The organism is Vibrio sp. A1-b2, assembly GCF_021726015.1.
In the GTDB taxonomy this organism is placed as follows: domain Bacteria; phylum Pseudomonadota; class Gammaproteobacteria; order Enterobacterales; family Vibrionaceae; genus Vibrio; species Vibrio diazotrophicus.
Map to the genome: position 1 here is coordinate 352,610 of NZ_JAKKCI010000003.1, position 17,768 is coordinate 370,377.

Sequence of the window (17,768 nt, forward strand, 5' to 3'; positions counted from 1 at the left end):
ATGGTGCATTCTTACACAATCCGTCGAATTTGTAGAGTCACTCTTTGATTTGATTAGTAAACTTTGATTAGTAAACTTTGATTAGTAAACAAAAGCCGGCTAGCGAAAGTCAGCCCATTCCTACGCAAAAACCATGTTTGTGTAAAAACAAAGTCAGACCCCGTCAGCAGGGTGTCAGGATCCCACTGGACTGATCTGTTTCTGAACTTTCATTGGCTTAAATCCAGCCTCCAATTTATCGAGGTATTACACCAATGAAAAAAGCTCCACTGATAACATCGTTGTCTACTCTTGCATCTGCAAGCTTGATCTCCGCTAGCGCTGGCGCAGCTGGATTCCAGATCAATGAACATTCAGCGACAGGTCTTGGTCGTGCTTTTGCTGGTGATGCCGTTATTGGTGATAACGCTTCGGTGCTCAGTCGTAACGCAGCTGCGATGACGCTGTTTAAACGCGACGCTATGTCTATGGGTTTGACCTATGTTCGTCCAGATTCAACCATCAAAGATGCGCAATACCATTCAGCTCAAGTTGGTGGAAATATACATGCCGTTAATAACGGCACTTTCCTCAATCCAAGTCTATCTCTTGAGGTCACACCTTACGCGACCTCAACCGTCACCGATGTCGATGATGTTGAAGGTATCGGTAAGCAAGCTGTGGTACCTAATATTTATTACATTCATCGCCTGAGCGACGACTGGTATCTCGGTCTCTCGGCTTATTCAAACTTCGGTACGGATATCGAATTTGAACCGGATTACGCAGCGGCTGTGTTTGGTGGCACAACTAAGGTCACCAGCATGAATGCGGGTATCAGCTTGGCGTACAAAATGAATGACCACCTGAGTTTTGGTGGTGGTATCGATGTGATTTACGGTATCGGTACGCTGTATAGAGACATGGGTTTAGAGTTGTGTTTGAGCGCAACCGTGCCCGGCTCAGGCACCTCCGAACGATGCAGTGGCGTGCAAGGCAACGCATTAAGTGTTGAAGCATCAGGCGTGGGTGTGGGTGCGAACATCGGCATGATGTATGAAGTGAATGACAACAACCGTTTTGGTCTGAGCTACAAATACAGCCCTGAAATCCAAGCACAAGGCGACATTCACTACGTCGGCCAGACATTCGAAAACCTCTATTTAGCGCTGCCTGATATTGCTGAGTTTTCTGGCTATCACCGTGTACTACCAGAAGTTGCCCTGCACTACTCGGTACAATGGATCAGTTGGTCTAAATTTGATTCACTCAAAGCAGACGATGTCGCACTGAAAGAGTTCCAATGGCAGGACTCTTACCACTACTCACTGGGCGCAACTTGGTATGCTACCGACAATTGGGCCCTACGCACCGGATATATGTTCGACAAAACACCGGTCGACCAACTGGCATCGATTTCAATTCCCGATTCAAACCGTCAATGGCTATCTGCAGGAGCCACTTATCACTGGTCAGCCAATACCAGCATTGATTTCGGTATGACTTATCTGATTGGTGAAGATGTAGCAATCACTGAATATTTGGAAGAACACGTTGCTGTTCCCCGCATTGAAGCAACCACGCGTTCTGATGCGCTGTTGTTTGCGATGCAATTCAGCCACAGCTTCTAGTTTAAATAGTTTCAATAAGCCTATTTTCATCGTGTTGGATGGATCGATTCAACACGATGAAGTTCTCTATCCTTCTCGTTCTAAAACAGCTTTTCAATTATCAAAATTACTCTACAATAGCGACACTTCCGAGCGCATTCCAAACCAAGGTCTAGTGACCTTAAATAAGCAGGCAACTCTTTCATGTCGAATACCATTACGAGATCCATCATATTGTTGGTTCTCGCAAACTTGGTGGCATCGTTTTCCGATGTATCACTAAAAATACTTAACGGCGAAGTGCCTACTTTCCAATACGTATTTATTCGTCAATTCATTGGTACGATTATTCTACTGCCGTTGTGGTGGAAGCTGCCCAAAGAACAACGACAGCAAGGTCGCTGCAAAGTGGCCTTTACTCGTGCACAGCTCATCCTGCTCGGCAGTGCTTGTGCCATGATCACCATTACCTACATTCCGCTTGCGACTGCCAATGCGATTTTCTATGTCGGCCCAATACTGATGCTGCCGCTGTCTGTGTTTTTATTGGGTGAACAACCCGCACTAAAGCAGATCATTGCCACCATTATTGGGTTTATCGGCGTGTTAGTGGTGCTGCGTCCTGAGCAGTTTCACTGGGCAGGTATTGCGGGTTTGGGCTGTGCGTTATCGATGGGATTAGGCAACATCCTGATTCGTCGTCTGCCAGCGGATCAACCTTTGGTCAGCACTTTGTTCTGGACAAACGTTATGACGCTTCCACTGGCATTAATACTTGCGATTCCGGGTTGGTCGGCTATTTCTTGGACCCACTTAGGCTGGATAGTAATCATTAACCTATTGGTTCTGGCTTATCATGCCTTAGTCGTGATTGCGTATAAGAAGGTTGAAGCAAACCGTATTGCACTGGCGGAATACTCTGGCTTAGTGTTCGTCACTTGGTTTGGAATGATGTGGTTTGACGAAGTGCCAGACTGGCTGACCGCCGTTGGCATCTTACTGATTGTGGTTCCGATGATGCCAGTGAAGTGGTCAAAATTGTTCAGAGTGAAATCCAAACCGGCGTCTGTCGCGGCAGAAAATAGCTGATTCAAAAACCTTCTATTTTTCACACACCAAACCTTCCTCTATAGCCAGCCGTAGTTTGCCGCTGGCTTTTTTGTTTGGTCTTTCGTTACTGTCATACTGGTGATAGCAATTAAAGCATGTCGCATTCCATCATGCCTTCATCGCAAATCGTCATGACGACAAAAATACCTTCAATTAACCTCTGCAACATAATTTTAAAGACTCCACAACAAACAATCAGCATATAACCATTATTTAAAGCTGACTCACCCTATCTACTCGGAGTTTGTCACGAGATTAGACGCGGTCTCCTGCAACTCCGAGTAGGGCGGGTATTTAAAGTTAACTCACGAGGAAGAGAAGAACATGAGCCAAATGAAGTCAATCGCTATGCTCAACGGCAAGCTCACTGTAAAAGAGATCGACATGCCTGTTCCTGGTCCTGGACAAGTGCTTGTAAAAAGCTTGGCATGCGGTATCTGTGGTTCAGATTTGCACATTGCACGCCACACTAAAGACGTGATGAATATTTATAAAAAACTGGGAATTCTTGATGAGCAGGCAAACGACGAATCTGAAGTATTGCTTGGTCACGAATTCGCAGCTGAAATCGTCGCTTTCGGCCCTGAAACCAACAAAACTCTTGAAGTAGGCACTCGTGTCACCAGTGTTCCTGTTCTATTAAGCCAAGGCGGTGTGGGCGTAGGTGTAACACCGGGGGTTCATGGTGCTTATTCTGAGTACTTCATTGTTGACGAAATGCTTCTGCTGCCAATTCCTGAGCAACTACCTTCCGAAGCTGCCGCTATCAGCGAGCCTTTAGCGGTTGGTCTTCATGCGGTAAACCGCGCAGACATCGGTGAAAATGATGTAGCTTTGGTTGCGGGCTGTGGCCCTATCGGTTTAGCCGCGATTGCTGCTTTAAAACTGAAGGGCGTGAAACATATCGTCGCTTCTGATCTGCAAGAGAGCAAGAAAGAGATCGCACTCAAATTTGGTGCTACCGTTTTTGCAAACCCAGCGAGAGAAGATGAAGTAGCTGTCGCTGCTGAACTGGCGGGTAACAATAAGGTCATCATCATTGAATGTGTTGGCGTGCATAAGCTCATCAACAACTTCATTATGCGTGCTCCCGCAAAAGCACAGCTCATCATTACAGGTATTCACACCACACCGACAGAAGTGAATTTTGCTTACGCTACAGTGAAAGAGATGGACATCAAGTGCTCTTACTACTACTCACCAGAAGAGTTTGCACAGTCTCTGCAAAACATTGTTGATGAGAAAATTGACTGGCGCTTAATGCTGACGGGCAAAGTCGGTTTAGACGGCACACCAGCAGCGTTTGATTCGTTACTCCAACCAAACGAACACATCAAAGTTGTTATTGAACCGTGGCGCAATGGTGAGCTCGAAGCTTGCTAATAAGCGAACTTTTGAGTTGATAAACTCAAGTCCAAGAAACACAAAAGCGAGCTAACAAGCTCGCTTTTTCGTTTTTCGTTTTTCGTCAACAAGATTACTGGTCTTGGTTCTCTTGCTCTTCCTTCTGGCGCTTGTGCTTCGGCACATAGTTCAGAATAGAAATAGGCACAGGTTTACGAGGTTGGAAACCTTCCACTTCACGACGCTCAATCAGATGGCCTAAACGGCTCTCAATCATGCAAAGGTTCTTGAAGTTATCTTTCGATACGAAGGAAATCGCTTCACCGCTTGCGTTTGCACGACCGGTACGGCCAATGCGGTGAACGTACTCGTCTGCTGGGAAAGGTAAGTCATAGTTCACCACGCGAGAAAGCTCTTCAATATCGATACCGCGCGCAGCCACACCCGTCGCTACGAGGTACTTAATCTTGCCGTTTTTGAAATCTTCCAGTAAGCGTGTACGCACTTCCTGACTACGACCACTGTGGAACGCTTCAGCGGCAATTTCACGCTTTTCTAGCTGTGATACTAGCTTCGCTGCACCGTGTTTTGTCTCGATGAAGATCAAAGCCTGATCCCACTGATTTTCTTTAATCAGATGGCTGAGTAGTGCTGATTTCATGTCTTTATCGACGGTAATCAACCACTGTTCAATGTTCGACTTCGAAGCCTGATTCGCTGCGATTGAAATTTCATACGGATCGTTAACCGCCGTTTTCGCTAAATCACGAACCTTATGAGACAGCGTGGCCGAAAAGAGTAAACTTTGTGCATCTCTTGGCACACGGTCAATGATCTTGTTAATAGACTCGATAAAGCCCATGTCTAACATACGGTCAGCTTCATCCAACACCAGCATTTCGATCTCTTCGAAATACACTGCGCGTTGACCATACATATCGAGCAGACGTCCCGGTGTCGCCACCAGCACATCTACGCCATCAATCAACGCCTGCTTTTGCGCCTTTTCGTCTACGCCTCCGTACATCGCAAGCGAAGTCAGCTCAGTAAACTGACCGTATTCTTTTACCTTGTCTGCAACCTGAATTGCCAACTCACGAGTCGGTACAAGAATCAGTGCACGAACACGTTTTTTCTTCTGTGTTTTTCCGCGTTGTAACTTTTCCAATATTGGCAGCACAAAACTGGCGGTTTTACCCGTACCCGTTTGTGCAGCGGCGATCAAATCCTGCCCTTGCAAAATCACTGGAATGGCTTTGGTTTGAATAGATGTAGGTTTCTGATAACCAAGATCCGCCACTGCTTTTGACAGTGCTTCACTCAATCCTAGTTTTGCAAATGACATGAATCGACTCTGAAAAGATTAATTTACGAAAAAGATAGAACAGCTTTTGAACCTCTGCTCTAAGCCACTCTAAATTGAGCCGCGGATTCTAACACGAAGAGACAATAAAAAAACTTAACGGTGGCTGCTTTCTTGTTTAAATGCTCAATCAAAGACTAAGAGCTAAACATCCTGACTGCCTGTAAGTCTGCGTAATGTGGGAACGCACCAGCCACCGTTAAGAAACTGGTATTACTTATTACATTTATCGTTGGTTTAGAGATTTGACCGATATTGATAAACAAACCCAATTTGCCATGGATGGCAAATTGGAGCCCCAAGGATGGGTTTATGCGTGTTTGTGTTCAATATCGGTCACTTTCATTGCTACGCAAAAGTATCAGAGGTTCATCTCGGCACTAATTTGCTCTACCCAGCCTGCGATGCGCTGCTCTGTTAGGCTCGCTTGGTTGTCTTTGTCCAGCACCAAGCCCACAAAGTCATCACCATCCACAGCATTTGACGCATTAAACTCGTAACCTTCCGTTGGCCAAAACCCAACCATCTCAGCGCCACAGTTCGCCACGTAATCATACAGTTCACCAAGAGCATCGACGAACTCATTGCTGTAGCTCACTTGATCACCTAAGCCATATAACGCAACTTTCTTGCCTGTCAGATCCATATCAGAAAAGTTAGGAAGAAACTCTTCCCAGCTCTCCTCTTGGCAATCCACTGACAAGCCTGGAAGCTGCCCCTGCCCTAATGTCGGCGTACCGAGAATCAAACATTCGTAGCTAGTGAACTCTTCCACATCGACTCGGTTGATGTTCTTTGGTTTATCCGCAATTTCATCACCCAGTTGCTTTTGAATCAGCTTCGCCATTTTGCGAGTGCTACCTGTGTCGGTACCAAAAAAAATGCCTACTTTAGCCATACATCACTCCTTTGAAAAATATGTCCTGACCATTCCTAAATCGTTTCAGTGACATCGATTGACCTTTATCTGTAGTGCAATCGCCGTTCCTGAGTTGGGTCTATTAAATTCAATAGGTTATAAACTCCCTAAAACGTACAAACGACAAATTGTCACAAAGCCGACATCAATCGTCGTCGTCGTCGTCCTCGGGTTTCCATATCAGAGGACGATAAATTTCTACTCGATCACCATTTTTCAACGGTGCATCGAGAGTCGTGATCTTGCCAAATATGCCAACCTTCTGGCTGTCGAGTTCAATGGTCGGATACATTTCTAAAATCTTCGAACCATGAATGGCAGTTAAAACGGTCGCCTGTTCATCCACAGTCACGGGAAGCCACACTTGCTCAGTTGGCAAGGCATACACAACGCTTACTTTCATCCTTGCTCTCCTTGCATATCCAGTTTCTCAAGGCGATTGCTTTCTAAAACCGCAAGCAGTTTCTGCTTCAAAGCCAGAACCAAGCCCAGTGCGAGAAAGCCTCCGGGTGGCAGGATCACCAGCAACAAGCCGTGATAATCAGCAATCACAGTGGTTTCCAAAAACGAAAAACTCTTGCCGAGTAACAAGCTCGCATTACTAAACAAAGTGCCGCTACCAACTACTTCCCGAATACCGCCAAGTACGGTCAGCACCCAAGTAAAACCTAAACCCATGAACACGCCGTCAATAATGGAAGGCACTAAGGGAGAACGGCTGGCATAGGACTCAACCCGTCCTAAAATTGCGCAGTTGGTTACGATGAGTGGAATAAAAAGCCCCAGCACTTTATGCAGTGGATGCAGATAGGCGTTAAGTAAAGCATCGATAACAGTCACAAGAGTCGCGATGATGATAACGTTCACGGGGATCCGAACCGCTTTACTTATCACGCCTTTTGCTAGGGAATTGAGAGCATTCGAGAGCACCATCACCACCATTGTCGCCAGCCCCAAACCTAAACCGTTGGTGGCACTGCTGGTAACCGCCAGCAGTGGACATAACGCTAACGACTGACTGAGGATAATGTTGTTACTCCAAAGCCCTTGCTGAATGATATTTTTGTACTCACCATTTGACTTATTGCTTGAAGAACAATCACTCATGGCTAGCCTCCTGCTCTTGTGCTAATGCGAGTAGTGCTTTATGAACACCCTTCACCACACTGCGTGGCGTGATAGTCGCGCCACTGAACTGATCAAAGTCACCGCCATCTTTTTTCACCGCCCAAAGTGGAGTGCTTTCTAGTGAACGTTTGGCAAAACTCAAAATCCATGAGCTTTTCCCTAATTCGATTTTGTCACCCAGCCCCGGCGTTTCACTGTGGCTGATAATCCGAACTCCAAGAATTTCGCCTTGTGGTGTAGTCCCTACCAAGTAGCTGATAGGGCCGCTATAACCATCTTGCACGCCACGAATAACCCAACTGATCACTTGGTGTTGGCTATTCTCAACCGCAAATAAATCAAACTGTGAACCTTGATACTCAATGACTTTTCCGCTGGCAAACACATCGTTGCTGTACTCCTGACCCGCCAGTACTTCGCTCAGAAGCGCATTCTGATCTTCTGCGATACGCTGTTCGATCAAAGGCTGGGTAATCCACTGAGTCAGCACCAAAAATATGGCAGCCAGACCGCATGTCACCGCAAGCAAACCTGCTTGGTAGCCAACCTGTTCTTTCCATTTTTCAATCTGCTCCATCATGACGATTTCTCCACCGCAGAACGACGACCAAACACATTCGGACGCATGTAGTAATCAATGAGCGGACTGGCAGCATTCATCATCAATACCGCAAATGCCACACCCTCGGGATAGCTACCAAATGTTCGAATTAACCAGACTAAGAATCCGCAACCCAATCCATACAGCATCTGACCTCGAACACTGGTTGGTGATGTAACGAGATCGGTCGCGATATAGAACGCGCCGAGCATAGAGCCACCACTGGTCCATTGAACCCAAAACGGAAGGTAGCTCTCTGGAGAGATAAAATGCGCCACCAGTGCAGGTGCGCCCAGCCCTAACATAAAACTGGTTGGAATTGCCCAATGAATAATGCGGCGATAGAGCAGATACAAACCGCCAAGCAAGATAAACAGTGCGTTAGTTTCACCAAAACTGCCTGATTGCTTACCCAGCAATAGGTCAATAAATACGATAGGTTCGGTGCGCTCGGTGCTCAGAGCGGTCGCGGAAGTGACACCATCAAAATGAAACCAAGCATCGGGTACTGAAACCAAGTTATGGCTTAAATCAATGGGAGTTGGGTCTGCCCAAAGCGTCATTTCCACAGGGAAACAGACCAACAACATCACGCGCGCTAACATCGCTGGATTGAAAAGGTTTTGCCCTAATCCACCATAGATATGTTTACCCAAAGCGATAGCAAAAACAGCACCGAATACCCCAAGCATGACCGGAAAAGTGGGTGGCAAACTCATGGTCAGTAACATGCCCGTAAGCAATGCCGACCCGTCCATACAGGCAATTGGGTTCTTTTTCATCGCCATCAAACATAGCCACTCAGCGACCACAGCAGCAACACAGGTTGCCAGCATTAGCACCACGCTGTTTAAACCAAACTGAAAGAAGCCAAAAATGCAGGCTGGCAGCAAGGTCAAAATCACGGTGTACATGATACGAGTGCTGGAATTCGCATTGTGGGCAAATGGCCCTATCGCAGCGTCATACTTAATCATGCTTGCTCCTCCTTCGCTTGTCGTTGAGGTCTGGGTGGTCTTGCTGGGCGAACGGGCTTCTCTGAAGTTGTCTGTTCAGTATCTTTAACCGTGTCAGCCACTTGATTACGAGCCACTCTGGTAGGTCTTGAGGGTTTATCAGCTTTTGCTGTGTTTGAGCTTTCACAAGATGCAACCTTGCGAGATGGCCGTGACGGACGTGGTGCCGATTTCGCAGCAGCAACAGCAAGTGCCTCTTGTTCTAAGCGTTGCTTGCGAGCTTCATTGAGCGCTTTCACTTGCGCTGATTTTCTCTCTTGCTGAGCATTAGAATTAATCACGCCTTTGGCGTGCATAAAGTACTGCACTAAAGGAATGGAAGATGGACAAACATAGCTGCACGCACCACAAGACAAACAGTTTTGTACACCAAGTTCTTGAGTGCGTTTGAAATCAGAGACTCGTGTGTACGCGGCCATCTGAAACGGCATTAGATTCATCGGACATGCACGCACACATTGACCACAACGAATACACTCCTGATGTTTGTATTCATCGATCACTTCATCTTCTGTCAGAGCGAGAATGCCGCCGACCGTTTTATCTATCGCCGCCTGAAGTGACGGGATCACTTGCCCCATCATCGGTCCACCAAAGATCAAGCGTTCGGTACTGTCACTTAAACCGCCACAATAGTTGATCACATCATTGACGGGTGTGCCGATAGGTATATCTATGTTGCATGGCTGATCAATACCTTTGCCCGAAACCGTCACGATGCGCGAAACCAAAGGTCGTTCAAAACGCACCGCGTGATACACAGCGCGAGCGGTGGCAATGTTGTTAACCAGAATGCCGATTTGCGTCGATAATCCACCCGCCGGTACTTCATGACCAGTGAGGGTTTTGATCATGTGCTTCTCTGAACCCATAGGGTAAACACTTGGCACCAGACGGATCTCAACATCCGGTTCGGCATTCGCCGCATGGAACATCTCATCAAAAGCATCGCGCTTGTTGTCTTCAATACCGACGATGGCTTTTTTCGCACCGCTTGCGGTCATCATTAGCTTTATGCCAGCAATGATTTCAGCCGGATACGACTGCATAGTGAGATCATCACAGGTGAGATAGGGCTCGCACTCGCCACCGTTAATAATGAGTGTTTCAACATTCGCTTTGCGTGCAAACATCAGTTTGGCGGCGGTTGGGAAACCTGCACCACCCAAACCAACAATCCCCGCGTCTTTTACTCGCTCGATAATTGTTTCAGGGTCGAGGTTAGTGATACTGCCACTGGATGCTGGTTTTCCCCATTGGCGATCTTCGTTTGCACGAATGATGATGGTATCGCACTTCACTTTGGCAGGATGGGTAGTCAAATGCTCAGTAATCGCTGTCACAATACCATTCACTGGCGAATGAACCGGAGCTACCATATCGGTATGCCCGACTGCAATTTTCTGACCGCGATAGACGTGTTCACCCACAGCCACCAGCGATTTTAAACGTGCGCCATTGCGTAATTGCAAAGGCAAGAAAACATTACGAGGCCAAAAGCCAGTATCAATTTTCTTATCACTGGTTAGCTCTTTATAAGCTTTTGGATGGATCCCACCACGAAACGGATGGCCGCTTAAACTCAACATAATCTACTCCTACACCGCGACCGGTAATGTTGGTTTTGGCCAGTACCAACTCGCTGCATCTGGCTGAACTTCAACCATAGATAAACAGCCTTGAGAACAGGCTTTCTGACATAACTGACATCCGGTACACACATCCTTGATAACGGTATGCAGTTGCTTTGGAGCACCGACAATGGCATCAAACGGGCACGCTTTATAGCAGCGGTTACACCCAGTGCACTCGCTTTCTGCAATGTACGCTACTAACGGCTTATCTTGGTCAGCGACATCAATAGATACACCCAGCATTTCAGCAACTGACACTGCCAAATTCGACCCACCCGGAGGACACGCATTCGGATTGAGTTCACCTGCCACCATTTTTTCAGCCGCTTGTCGACAACCCGCCTCACCACATTGCCCGCATTGACCTCCGGGCAAAATAGCTTCAATTTGGTCAACCAATGGATTGCTCTCTACGCGAAACAAAATGGCTGCATAACCGAGTGCGATACCCAGTAAAGCCCCCAGACAGACAAAAAACACCAAAGCTATGATTAACATCGACAGTCCTCCTTGACCGCTACCTTCTTTGACCTTTACCTCGCTCAACAGCTACTTAAGCTTGGGTCAGACCTAAGCCATTCCTGAAAAGCCCATAAAAGCCATGGATAGAAACCCTGCGGTAATAAATGCGATGGGTGTACCTTTGAATGCAGCGGGAACACGGCTGAGTACCAGTTGGCTACGTAATCCTGCGAACAAAGTAATCACAATTAAGAAACCCGCTGCCGAACCGACACTGAACATCAAGGTATCGATAAAAGAGAGATCATCCTGAACAGCGAGCAGCGCAACACCGAATACAGCGCAGTTAGTGGTGATCAGCGGAAGATAGACACCCAAAGCCTGATACAGCGCGGGGAAACTTTTCTTTACGTACAACTCGGTAAACTGAACCACAGCAGCGATGACAAGAATGAACGCGATAATCCGCATGAATTCGAGCCCCAGAGGGCGCAAAATATAAAACTCCAGCAGCCAAGTTGAGACCGTCGCGATGGTAAGTACGAATGTGGTCGCCACCCCCATTCCCACAGCGCTACTTATCTTGCTCGATACCCCCATGAACGGACACAGACCGAGAAACTTAGCCAATACCACGTTATTGACGAACGCGGCACTGAGCAAAATAATCAATCCTTCAGACATAACTTCATTCCTTTTCTACTAGGGTCATTTGACCTCTCCCTAGCTTGGTGCATACGTTATGCCAGCCGTCTTTTTTGCACTAAATTGATTCACACAGCCCTGAAAATACAGATGTTAACGCGCGATTAAGCGCTATTTTTAAGCCCACTTTTTCTTTGTCAGGAAGGTGACAAAGTTCAAAATTTCTCTTTCGTTTGTCTTAAATCAAACAAGGAGGTGTTAGCTGAGCCCAACCATTCCCATGCTTTTTATATGGAATAAGAAATGCATTGTTGCCTATGACGAAGGACCAAACAGAGCAAAGGATGGCACTTATGGGACAAGTAGACACACTCTTAGAAGGCGCAACTCCGCCTATTTTCGATTATCAAGCATTTGAACAAATCGTCTCGCATGCGCCAGTCGCGATCAGCATCACCGACCACAAAGGCACTATTCTGTTTGTGAACCAAACATTCTCGGACATCACAGGCTACAGTTTTAGTGAGCTCATCGGCAGAAACTCTTCTCTTCTTTCTTACAAAGCCACACCAAGAAGCGTGTACGAAAACTTATGGAAAACCATATCGGAAGGGAATCACTGGCAAGGACAGTTGGTTAACCGCAAAAAATGTGGCGAAGCTTATATTGCTGAAATCTCTATCTCTCGACTATCACACCCTCATGGCGAAGTCTGTTACTACGCGATTCACAAAGACATTACCGAGCGTCACCAACTTATAACCGAGCAAAAAAACCAGTTTGCGATGTTTCAGGCAGTGCTTAACGCTGCGCCTATCGCCATCGCACTTGTTGATAGCTCACACCGTGTTCTGTTTAGTAATCAGAAGTTTATTAATATTGAAAAGAGCATTGGACAGTCTCCAATTGATGCTCTGCTCAACAGTTTGCTCAACGACTACGGGCATGACTCGGTCGCAGATTTCCTTGGTAAAAAGGACAACCGCTATAAAGGGGTTTATATCGAATCCAATGAACCCGTTCGTGAACGTTGGTTTGAGTACGCTTTGGTGAAAACACCAGTAGCAGCCAGCAGTGTGGATTCCTACTTCCTACCTGAAGATGACGACTATACCGTTATCGCAATTTCAGAAAGAACCCGTGAAAAACAACTGGTGGAAGAACGCCGCATTAACGCCATGAAACTGATGGCGCGCGATAACAAATACGTGCATGCCATGCAGGAAGCCCTGATGGGTACGCTGCATCAATTGCAAGGTCCATTCAACATGATTGAATCCGCGGTTCGTATTCTTAAACGTACCAACCCCGCTTGCCCAGGCTTAGTGGCGATGGATGAAGCGATGGATACTGCATTAGATGCAATGCAAGACATCAAACTAGCGATTCCTGAACGCACCAGCGAAGCGTTTCAACCGGTTAATCTCAATCAGGTAATTCGTGATGTCAGTGACATCAGCACCGATGAACTGCTCAAGTCATCGTCTAACTTGGAACTGATACTGGCTCCCCGTCTTTCAACCATTAACGGCATGTCACACCGACTGATTCTGGCACTGAAACAGTTGATTGATAATGCAATTGATGCGATTCAGGCGGCGAAAACCAGCGACCGAACCATCATCATCTGCACGTACGAAAGTGACGGTGAAATTAAGGTGATTGTCGAAGACAGCGGTATTGGTATTGAAGAGTCGCAACGACTCAAAATTTTCCAACCATTTTTCAGCACCAAACCAAAACACCAAACTGGCTGCCGAGGTATCGGGCTTTCGATTGTGCAGCAGGTTCTCAATGAACACTCAGCCACCATTAATGTCAGCAATAGTGAGCGCTTACGTGGCGCACACATCTGTCTTACTTTTCCCATCAGCCAATGGTGATCGACTATGACAGACGAAATGACTTTATTGAACTTGGAACGTCAATTGTTGGCGGCCATGTACAAAATTTCCAGTGTGCTGAATACCAGCCTCAACTATGTGGAATCGTCCGATAAAATCCTGCAAGTGCTACACGATGAATGTGCTTTGCAGTGCGGTATGCTGACCATTCTCGACAGTACACGAGACATACTACTGATCAAATCGGTTCACTCTCCGCAACCGAATTCGGCAGCGCAGCACAAGCAGGTGTCTTACAAAATCGGCGAAGGATTGGTGGGCGAAGTTCTACGCCAAGGCAGCTCCATCGTGCTGCATAATCTTGGCAGCGACCAACGCTTTGCGGACAAGCTGGCACTGTATGACTACGAAAAACCGTTTATCTGCGTCCCTTTGAAAGACGCCAATGGCAAAGTAATCGGTGCATTGTCAGCCCAACCGTTAAAGTTTATTGAAGGCGTGATTACCTTACAAACCAATTTCCTAAACATGATTGCCAACTTGATCGCCAAGAACGTTCAACTGGCATACAAGGTAGAAACTCACCAACAACAATTGGTGGACGAGCGCGACAACTTACGACGTAAAGTTCGCAATAACTACAGCTTCCGCAATCTGGTTGGACATACTAAATCCATGCGTCAGATCTTTGAGCAGATCAGGCTGGTCTCGCGCTGGGATTCTACCGTGCTTATTCGTGGTGAATCCGGCACAGGTAAAGAGCTGGTTGCCAATGCCATTCACTACAACTCGCCAAGAGCCAACTTGCCTTTTGTAAAACTGAACTGTGCAGCTTTACCAGATAACTTGCTTGAATCTGAGCTGTTTGGACACGAAAAAGGCGCATTTACCGGCGCGGTGAAACAACGCAAAGGACGCTTTGAAATGGCGGACAGCGGCACCATTTTTCTTGATGAAATTGGCGAAACCAGTCCGGCTTTTCAGGCGAAATTGTTACGAGTGTTGCAGGAGAAAGAGTTTGAACGCGTAGGTGGAACCTCGACCATTTCAGTTAACGTGCGCATCATAGCGGCAACCAACCGCTACCTTGAACAGGAGGTGGCGCAAGGCAATTTCCGTGAGGATCTTTACTATCGCCTTAACGTTATGCCTATGTATTTGCCACCACTACGTGAGCGTCTGCAAGACATCCCTGAACTCGCCGAGCACATGATGCAAAACCTGAGTAAAGCTCAGCAACGTAAGCTGACACTGAGCGATGAAGCGATTCGTCTGATGATGTCTCATCATTGGCCGGGTAACGTGCGTGAGCTGGAAAATACATTAGAGCGAGCTTCGGTGTTGTGTGAATCCGGCGTGATTGGCCCAGATTTGATTTCTCTCAACAAGTCTCAGCCAGTTTTCCAAGCGCCAGCTCAGCCTGCGCTTCACCATCCCGTTCATAACCATAGTCCATCCGCTCATCATACGGCTGCACATGCCTCGCCGATGAACGGATCATCAATGCCGGACTATCCTCATTCATCCCAAGAGATGCCAACGGGAGATGAAAGAGACATGGTGATTGATGCACTTGAGCGGTCAGGATGGGTAAAAGCAAAGGCTGCAAGGCTGCTGAATATGACTCCGCGTCAAATCGCCTATCGCATTCAGATCATGAACATTGAAATGAAGCAAATTTAGCGAGGAGAGCGAACAACCGCGGGGAGGTTTGTCTGCTTTCAGACATTGTGGCAGACAAACCACTCCAACCACTCTCCTAACCCTTTGAATATAAGTATTTTTACAGCGGAACGAAGCTTGCAGAACAACCGTATCGTTTGATTTCAGCAGTAAACAAGAGGTAGACATGGAAAGTCATTCTCGCGCTGTCGGGCCGCAACATTCAACCCAAGATAAGGTGCACCATTTCTTCACCAAACAGGTACAAGAAAAAATTCAGCAGCACCCTTGTTACTCCAAAGAAGCGCACCAGTATGCTCGGATGCATCTGCCTGTCGCGCCTGCCTGCAATATTCAATGTAACTACTGCAACCGCAAATACGACTGTAGCAACGAGTCCCGTCCCGGAGTCGTTTCAAGAGTGATGGACAGCAGTAGTGCGCTACGACAATTCAACGCAATTAAAAAGCGTGCACCAAATTTAACCGTGGCGGGAATTGCAGGGCCGGGTGATGCATTAGCCAACCCCAAAGCGACCTTCGCAACGCTTCGTTTATTGAAACAAGCTCAGCCTGATGTTCAGTTGTGTATTTCAACCAATGGCTTGGCTTTGGCCGATCATGTGGATCAGCTAGCGGAAGTAGGCGTTCACCATCTTACGATCACCATAAACACCATCGACGCTGAAGTGGGTGAGAAAATCTACCCTTGGATCTATTTCAATCATCAACGATTACGCGGCAGAGAAGCGGCGAAAACCTTAATCGAGAGGCAGTTGCTTGGTCTTGAAATGGCTGCTCTAGCGGGCATGCTGGTGAAAGTAAATACGGTACTGATTCCCGGTATCAATGATCATCACGTGGCGGCCGTCTCTGAAGAAGTCAAAAAACGTGGCGCGCTGCTGCACAACATCATGCCTTTGATTTCAGACCCAAGTCACGGCACCTATTTTGGTCTGAGTGGTCTACGGGGACCAACCGAAGAAGAAGTCGCACTTGCCCGAGAGCAATGCGGCGGGCACATGCCACAAATGACTCACTGCCAACAGTGTCGAGCAGATGCCGTCGGAATGTTAGGCAACGGTGAATCACCATGCTCTAGCGCTTCCCAATCGAATGATCACGATCAGGCGAATATGGGCAAGCTATCGAATATGAATAAGCCGTCGACCAAAAATACATTCCGTGTCGCAATTGCCAGTGATGGTAGCGAAAGTGAGCATATTCAACTTCATTTTGGTCATGCGACACGCTTTGAAATTTACCTGTTCAGTGAGCAATCACAGCAGTTTCTCTATCAGGAAACGCGTCATGTTGAGTTGTACTGTAATGGCAAAGATGACTGTGATGATGGTGGTGATATCGATAAACAAGCTCTGATTCAGTCCATCGCTGACTGCCAAATGGTACTGAGTGCCAGAATGGGGATCACTCCATGGCGAGAGTTAGAAAAACTCGGCGTTCAACCCAATGTCGATTTTGCTTTTCAGTCTGTCGCAGCAAGCCTGGACAGTATTGCGAAAGATCTTATCGCGAACCAAAGCAAGGAGGTGGACTATGAGCTTTGTCATCAGCAATAAATGTGTCGGTTGCCATGCATGTATGGTGGTGTGTCCAAATCAAGCCGTCTACCCAGATGCGGAGCTCGCCAATCAGTTCCATATCCATCCTAAACGCTGTGATGAATGCTCTGCGCATTACAACAATCCTCAATGCGCAAGCATCTGCCCTGTGGAGGAAGCGATTCTTGATAGATCTAGAAATCCGCTGAATCCGATAGGCAGCTTGATGCCTGCTATCGTTGCAAGTCAACTGTCACAGCAGCAAAGTATCGCTGATAGCTAACGTAGTCAGTCTATCTAAGAGACTAGAGAGGCAACGCATGATGGATAACGTCATTCAAGAGTATTGGCAACCAATACTAGAGAGCTATAAACGGGGTGAAACCGCCCTGCCTCTCTACATGGGTTTAAACCAGAACGGATACGACGCTCTATTGTTAGCCATGGGCTTAGAATCCCTTCCTCTTTCACGAGAGGCGGAAGAGAAACTCCGGCTACGATTAGAGCTGATGAATATGCGGATCGGTGAGTTGGAAGAACTAGAAAAGCTGTTAGTTGAGTCGCTTAATCCAGACGTTACTTTTGGCAGCGAAATGGTCACCGTCTTAGCCAGTGCTTGTTTGGGCAGCCAACATTTATGGCGAGATTTAGGCATGCCGGAACGTCCTCGCCTAACGGCTCTGTTTCGAGACTACTTCCCGTCACTTCATGCCAAAAACGTCAACAACATGCGCTGGAAACGCTTCTTGTATCGCCAATTGTGTGAAAACGGAGGCGACTATGTGTGCCGCTCACCAAGTTGCGAAGAGTGCGCCAGTTACTCAGAGTGTTATGATTTGTCCGCAAAGTAGATCAGCTTTCCGACTCGGTGCCGTTTCGATTCTCTATCG

Annotated in this window: 17 protein-coding genes; 8 read left to right on the top strand and 9 right to left on the bottom strand. The window is 47.1% G+C overall.

The window, feature by feature from the left end:
* The first annotated feature begins 254 nt into the window (after positions 1–254).
* The 3 genes from L3V23_RS09150 (at position 255) to L3V23_RS09160 (ending at position 4,082) form a co-directional block, all read left to right on the top strand.
* Complete coding sequence (locus tag L3V23_RS09150; RefSeq protein WP_102965152.1) at positions 255–1,610, top strand: outer membrane protein transport protein; 1,356 nt, start codon at positions 255–257, stop codon at positions 1,608–1,610.
* 183 nt (positions 1,611–1,793) lie between these two features.
* Positions 1,794–2,678 carry a DMT family transporter gene (locus L3V23_RS09155; protein ID WP_102953184.1) on the top strand — a complete coding sequence of 295 codons (885 nt, stop codon included), beginning with the start codon at positions 1,794–1,796 and terminating at the stop codon, positions 2,676–2,678.
* A 345-nt stretch (positions 2,679–3,023) separates the two neighbouring features.
* Positions 3,024–4,082, top strand: coding sequence for a zinc-binding dehydrogenase (locus tag L3V23_RS09160; RefSeq protein ID WP_237292234.1), 1,059 nt, complete (start codon positions 3,024–3,026; stop codon positions 4,080–4,082).
* Positions 4,083–4,176: 94 nt separating this feature from the next.
* On the opposite strand, the gene L3V23_RS09165 is transcribed toward L3V23_RS09160, so the two are convergent.
* The 9 genes from L3V23_RS09165 to rsxA all read right to left on the bottom strand — a co-directional run bounded on the left by L3V23_RS09165 (position 4,177) and on the right by rsxA (position 11,850).
* Complete coding sequence (locus tag L3V23_RS09165) at positions 4,177–5,388, bottom strand: DEAD/DEAH box helicase (protein ID WP_237292235.1); 1,212 nt, start codon at positions 5,386–5,388, stop codon at positions 4,177–4,179.
* 379 nt (positions 5,389–5,767) lie between these two features.
* Entirely contained in the window at positions 5,768–6,304 is a 537-nt protein-coding gene (locus tag L3V23_RS09170) for a flavodoxin (RefSeq protein WP_042479329.1), read from the bottom strand.
* 166 nt (positions 6,305–6,470) lie between these two features.
* Positions 6,471–6,728 (bottom strand): RnfH family protein, encoded by a 258-nt coding sequence (locus tag L3V23_RS09175; protein ID WP_102965149.1) that lies wholly within the window; start codon positions 6,726–6,728, stop codon positions 6,471–6,473.
* Positions 6,725–7,432, bottom strand: a complete 708-nt coding sequence (locus L3V23_RS09180) for an electron transport complex subunit E (RefSeq protein ID WP_042479334.1) — start codon at positions 7,430–7,432, stop codon at positions 6,725–6,727. The genes L3V23_RS09175 and L3V23_RS09180 overlap by 4 nt, the downstream gene beginning before the upstream one ends.
* The gene (locus tag L3V23_RS09185; RefSeq protein ID WP_102965148.1) at positions 7,425–8,033 is read right to left on the bottom strand and encodes an RnfABCDGE type electron transport complex subunit G; all 609 of its coding nucleotides are present in this window, start codon (positions 8,031–8,033) and stop codon (positions 7,425–7,427) included. The genes L3V23_RS09180 and L3V23_RS09185 overlap by 8 nt, the downstream gene beginning before the upstream one ends.
* The gene (locus L3V23_RS09190; RefSeq protein ID WP_102965147.1) at positions 8,030–9,031 is read right to left on the bottom strand and encodes an RnfABCDGE type electron transport complex subunit D; all 1,002 of its coding nucleotides are present in this window, start codon (positions 9,029–9,031) and stop codon (positions 8,030–8,032) included. The genes L3V23_RS09185 and L3V23_RS09190 overlap by 4 nt, the downstream gene beginning before the upstream one ends.
* Positions 9,028–10,659 carry an electron transport complex subunit RsxC gene (gene rsxC, locus L3V23_RS09195; RefSeq protein ID WP_102965146.1) on the bottom strand — a complete coding sequence of 544 codons (1,632 nt, stop codon included), beginning with the start codon at positions 10,657–10,659 and terminating at the stop codon, positions 9,028–9,030. Before rsxC ends, L3V23_RS09190 begins: the two co-directional genes overlap by 4 nt.
* A 9-nt stretch (positions 10,660–10,668) precedes the next feature.
* Complete coding sequence (locus L3V23_RS09200; RefSeq protein WP_102965145.1) at positions 10,669–11,202, bottom strand: RnfABCDGE type electron transport complex subunit B; 534 nt, start codon at positions 11,200–11,202, stop codon at positions 10,669–10,671.
* Between the two features lie 72 nt (positions 11,203–11,274).
* Positions 11,275–11,850 carry an electron transport complex subunit RsxA gene (gene rsxA, locus L3V23_RS09205; protein ID WP_042479343.1) on the bottom strand — a complete coding sequence of 192 codons (576 nt, stop codon included), beginning with the start codon at positions 11,848–11,850 and terminating at the stop codon, positions 11,275–11,277.
* A gap of 314 nt (positions 11,851–12,164) precedes the next feature.
* Between rsxA and nifL the strand changes: the two genes are divergently transcribed.
* From nifL to L3V23_RS09230, 5 genes are all read left to right on the top strand, one after another.
* On the top strand, positions 12,165–13,694 hold the full coding sequence (gene nifL, locus L3V23_RS09210) for a nitrogen fixation negative regulator NifL (RefSeq protein WP_102953194.1): 1,530 nt from the start codon (positions 12,165–12,167) through the stop codon (positions 13,692–13,694).
* A gap of 6 nt (positions 13,695–13,700) precedes the next feature.
* The gene (gene nifA, locus L3V23_RS09215; RefSeq protein WP_102965144.1) at positions 13,701–15,338 is read left to right on the top strand and encodes a nif-specific transcriptional activator NifA; all 1,638 of its coding nucleotides are present in this window, start codon (positions 13,701–13,703) and stop codon (positions 15,336–15,338) included.
* Positions 15,339–15,504: 166 nt separating this feature from the next.
* Positions 15,505–16,896 (top strand): nitrogenase cofactor biosynthesis protein NifB, encoded by a 1,392-nt coding sequence (gene nifB / locus L3V23_RS09220; protein ID WP_102965143.1) that lies wholly within the window; start codon positions 15,505–15,507, stop codon positions 16,894–16,896.
* The gene (locus tag L3V23_RS09225; RefSeq protein ID WP_102965142.1) at positions 16,874–17,161 is read left to right on the top strand and encodes a 4Fe-4S binding protein; all 288 of its coding nucleotides are present in this window, start codon (positions 16,874–16,876) and stop codon (positions 17,159–17,161) included. Before nifB ends, L3V23_RS09225 begins: the two co-directional genes overlap by 23 nt.
* Before the next feature lie 37 nt (positions 17,162–17,198).
* Positions 17,199–17,729: a nitrogen fixation protein NifQ gene (locus tag L3V23_RS09230; RefSeq protein WP_102965141.1), complete on the top strand. Its 531-nt coding sequence runs from the start codon at positions 17,199–17,201 to the stop codon at positions 17,727–17,729.
* Positions 17,730–17,768: the final 39 nt, after the last annotated feature.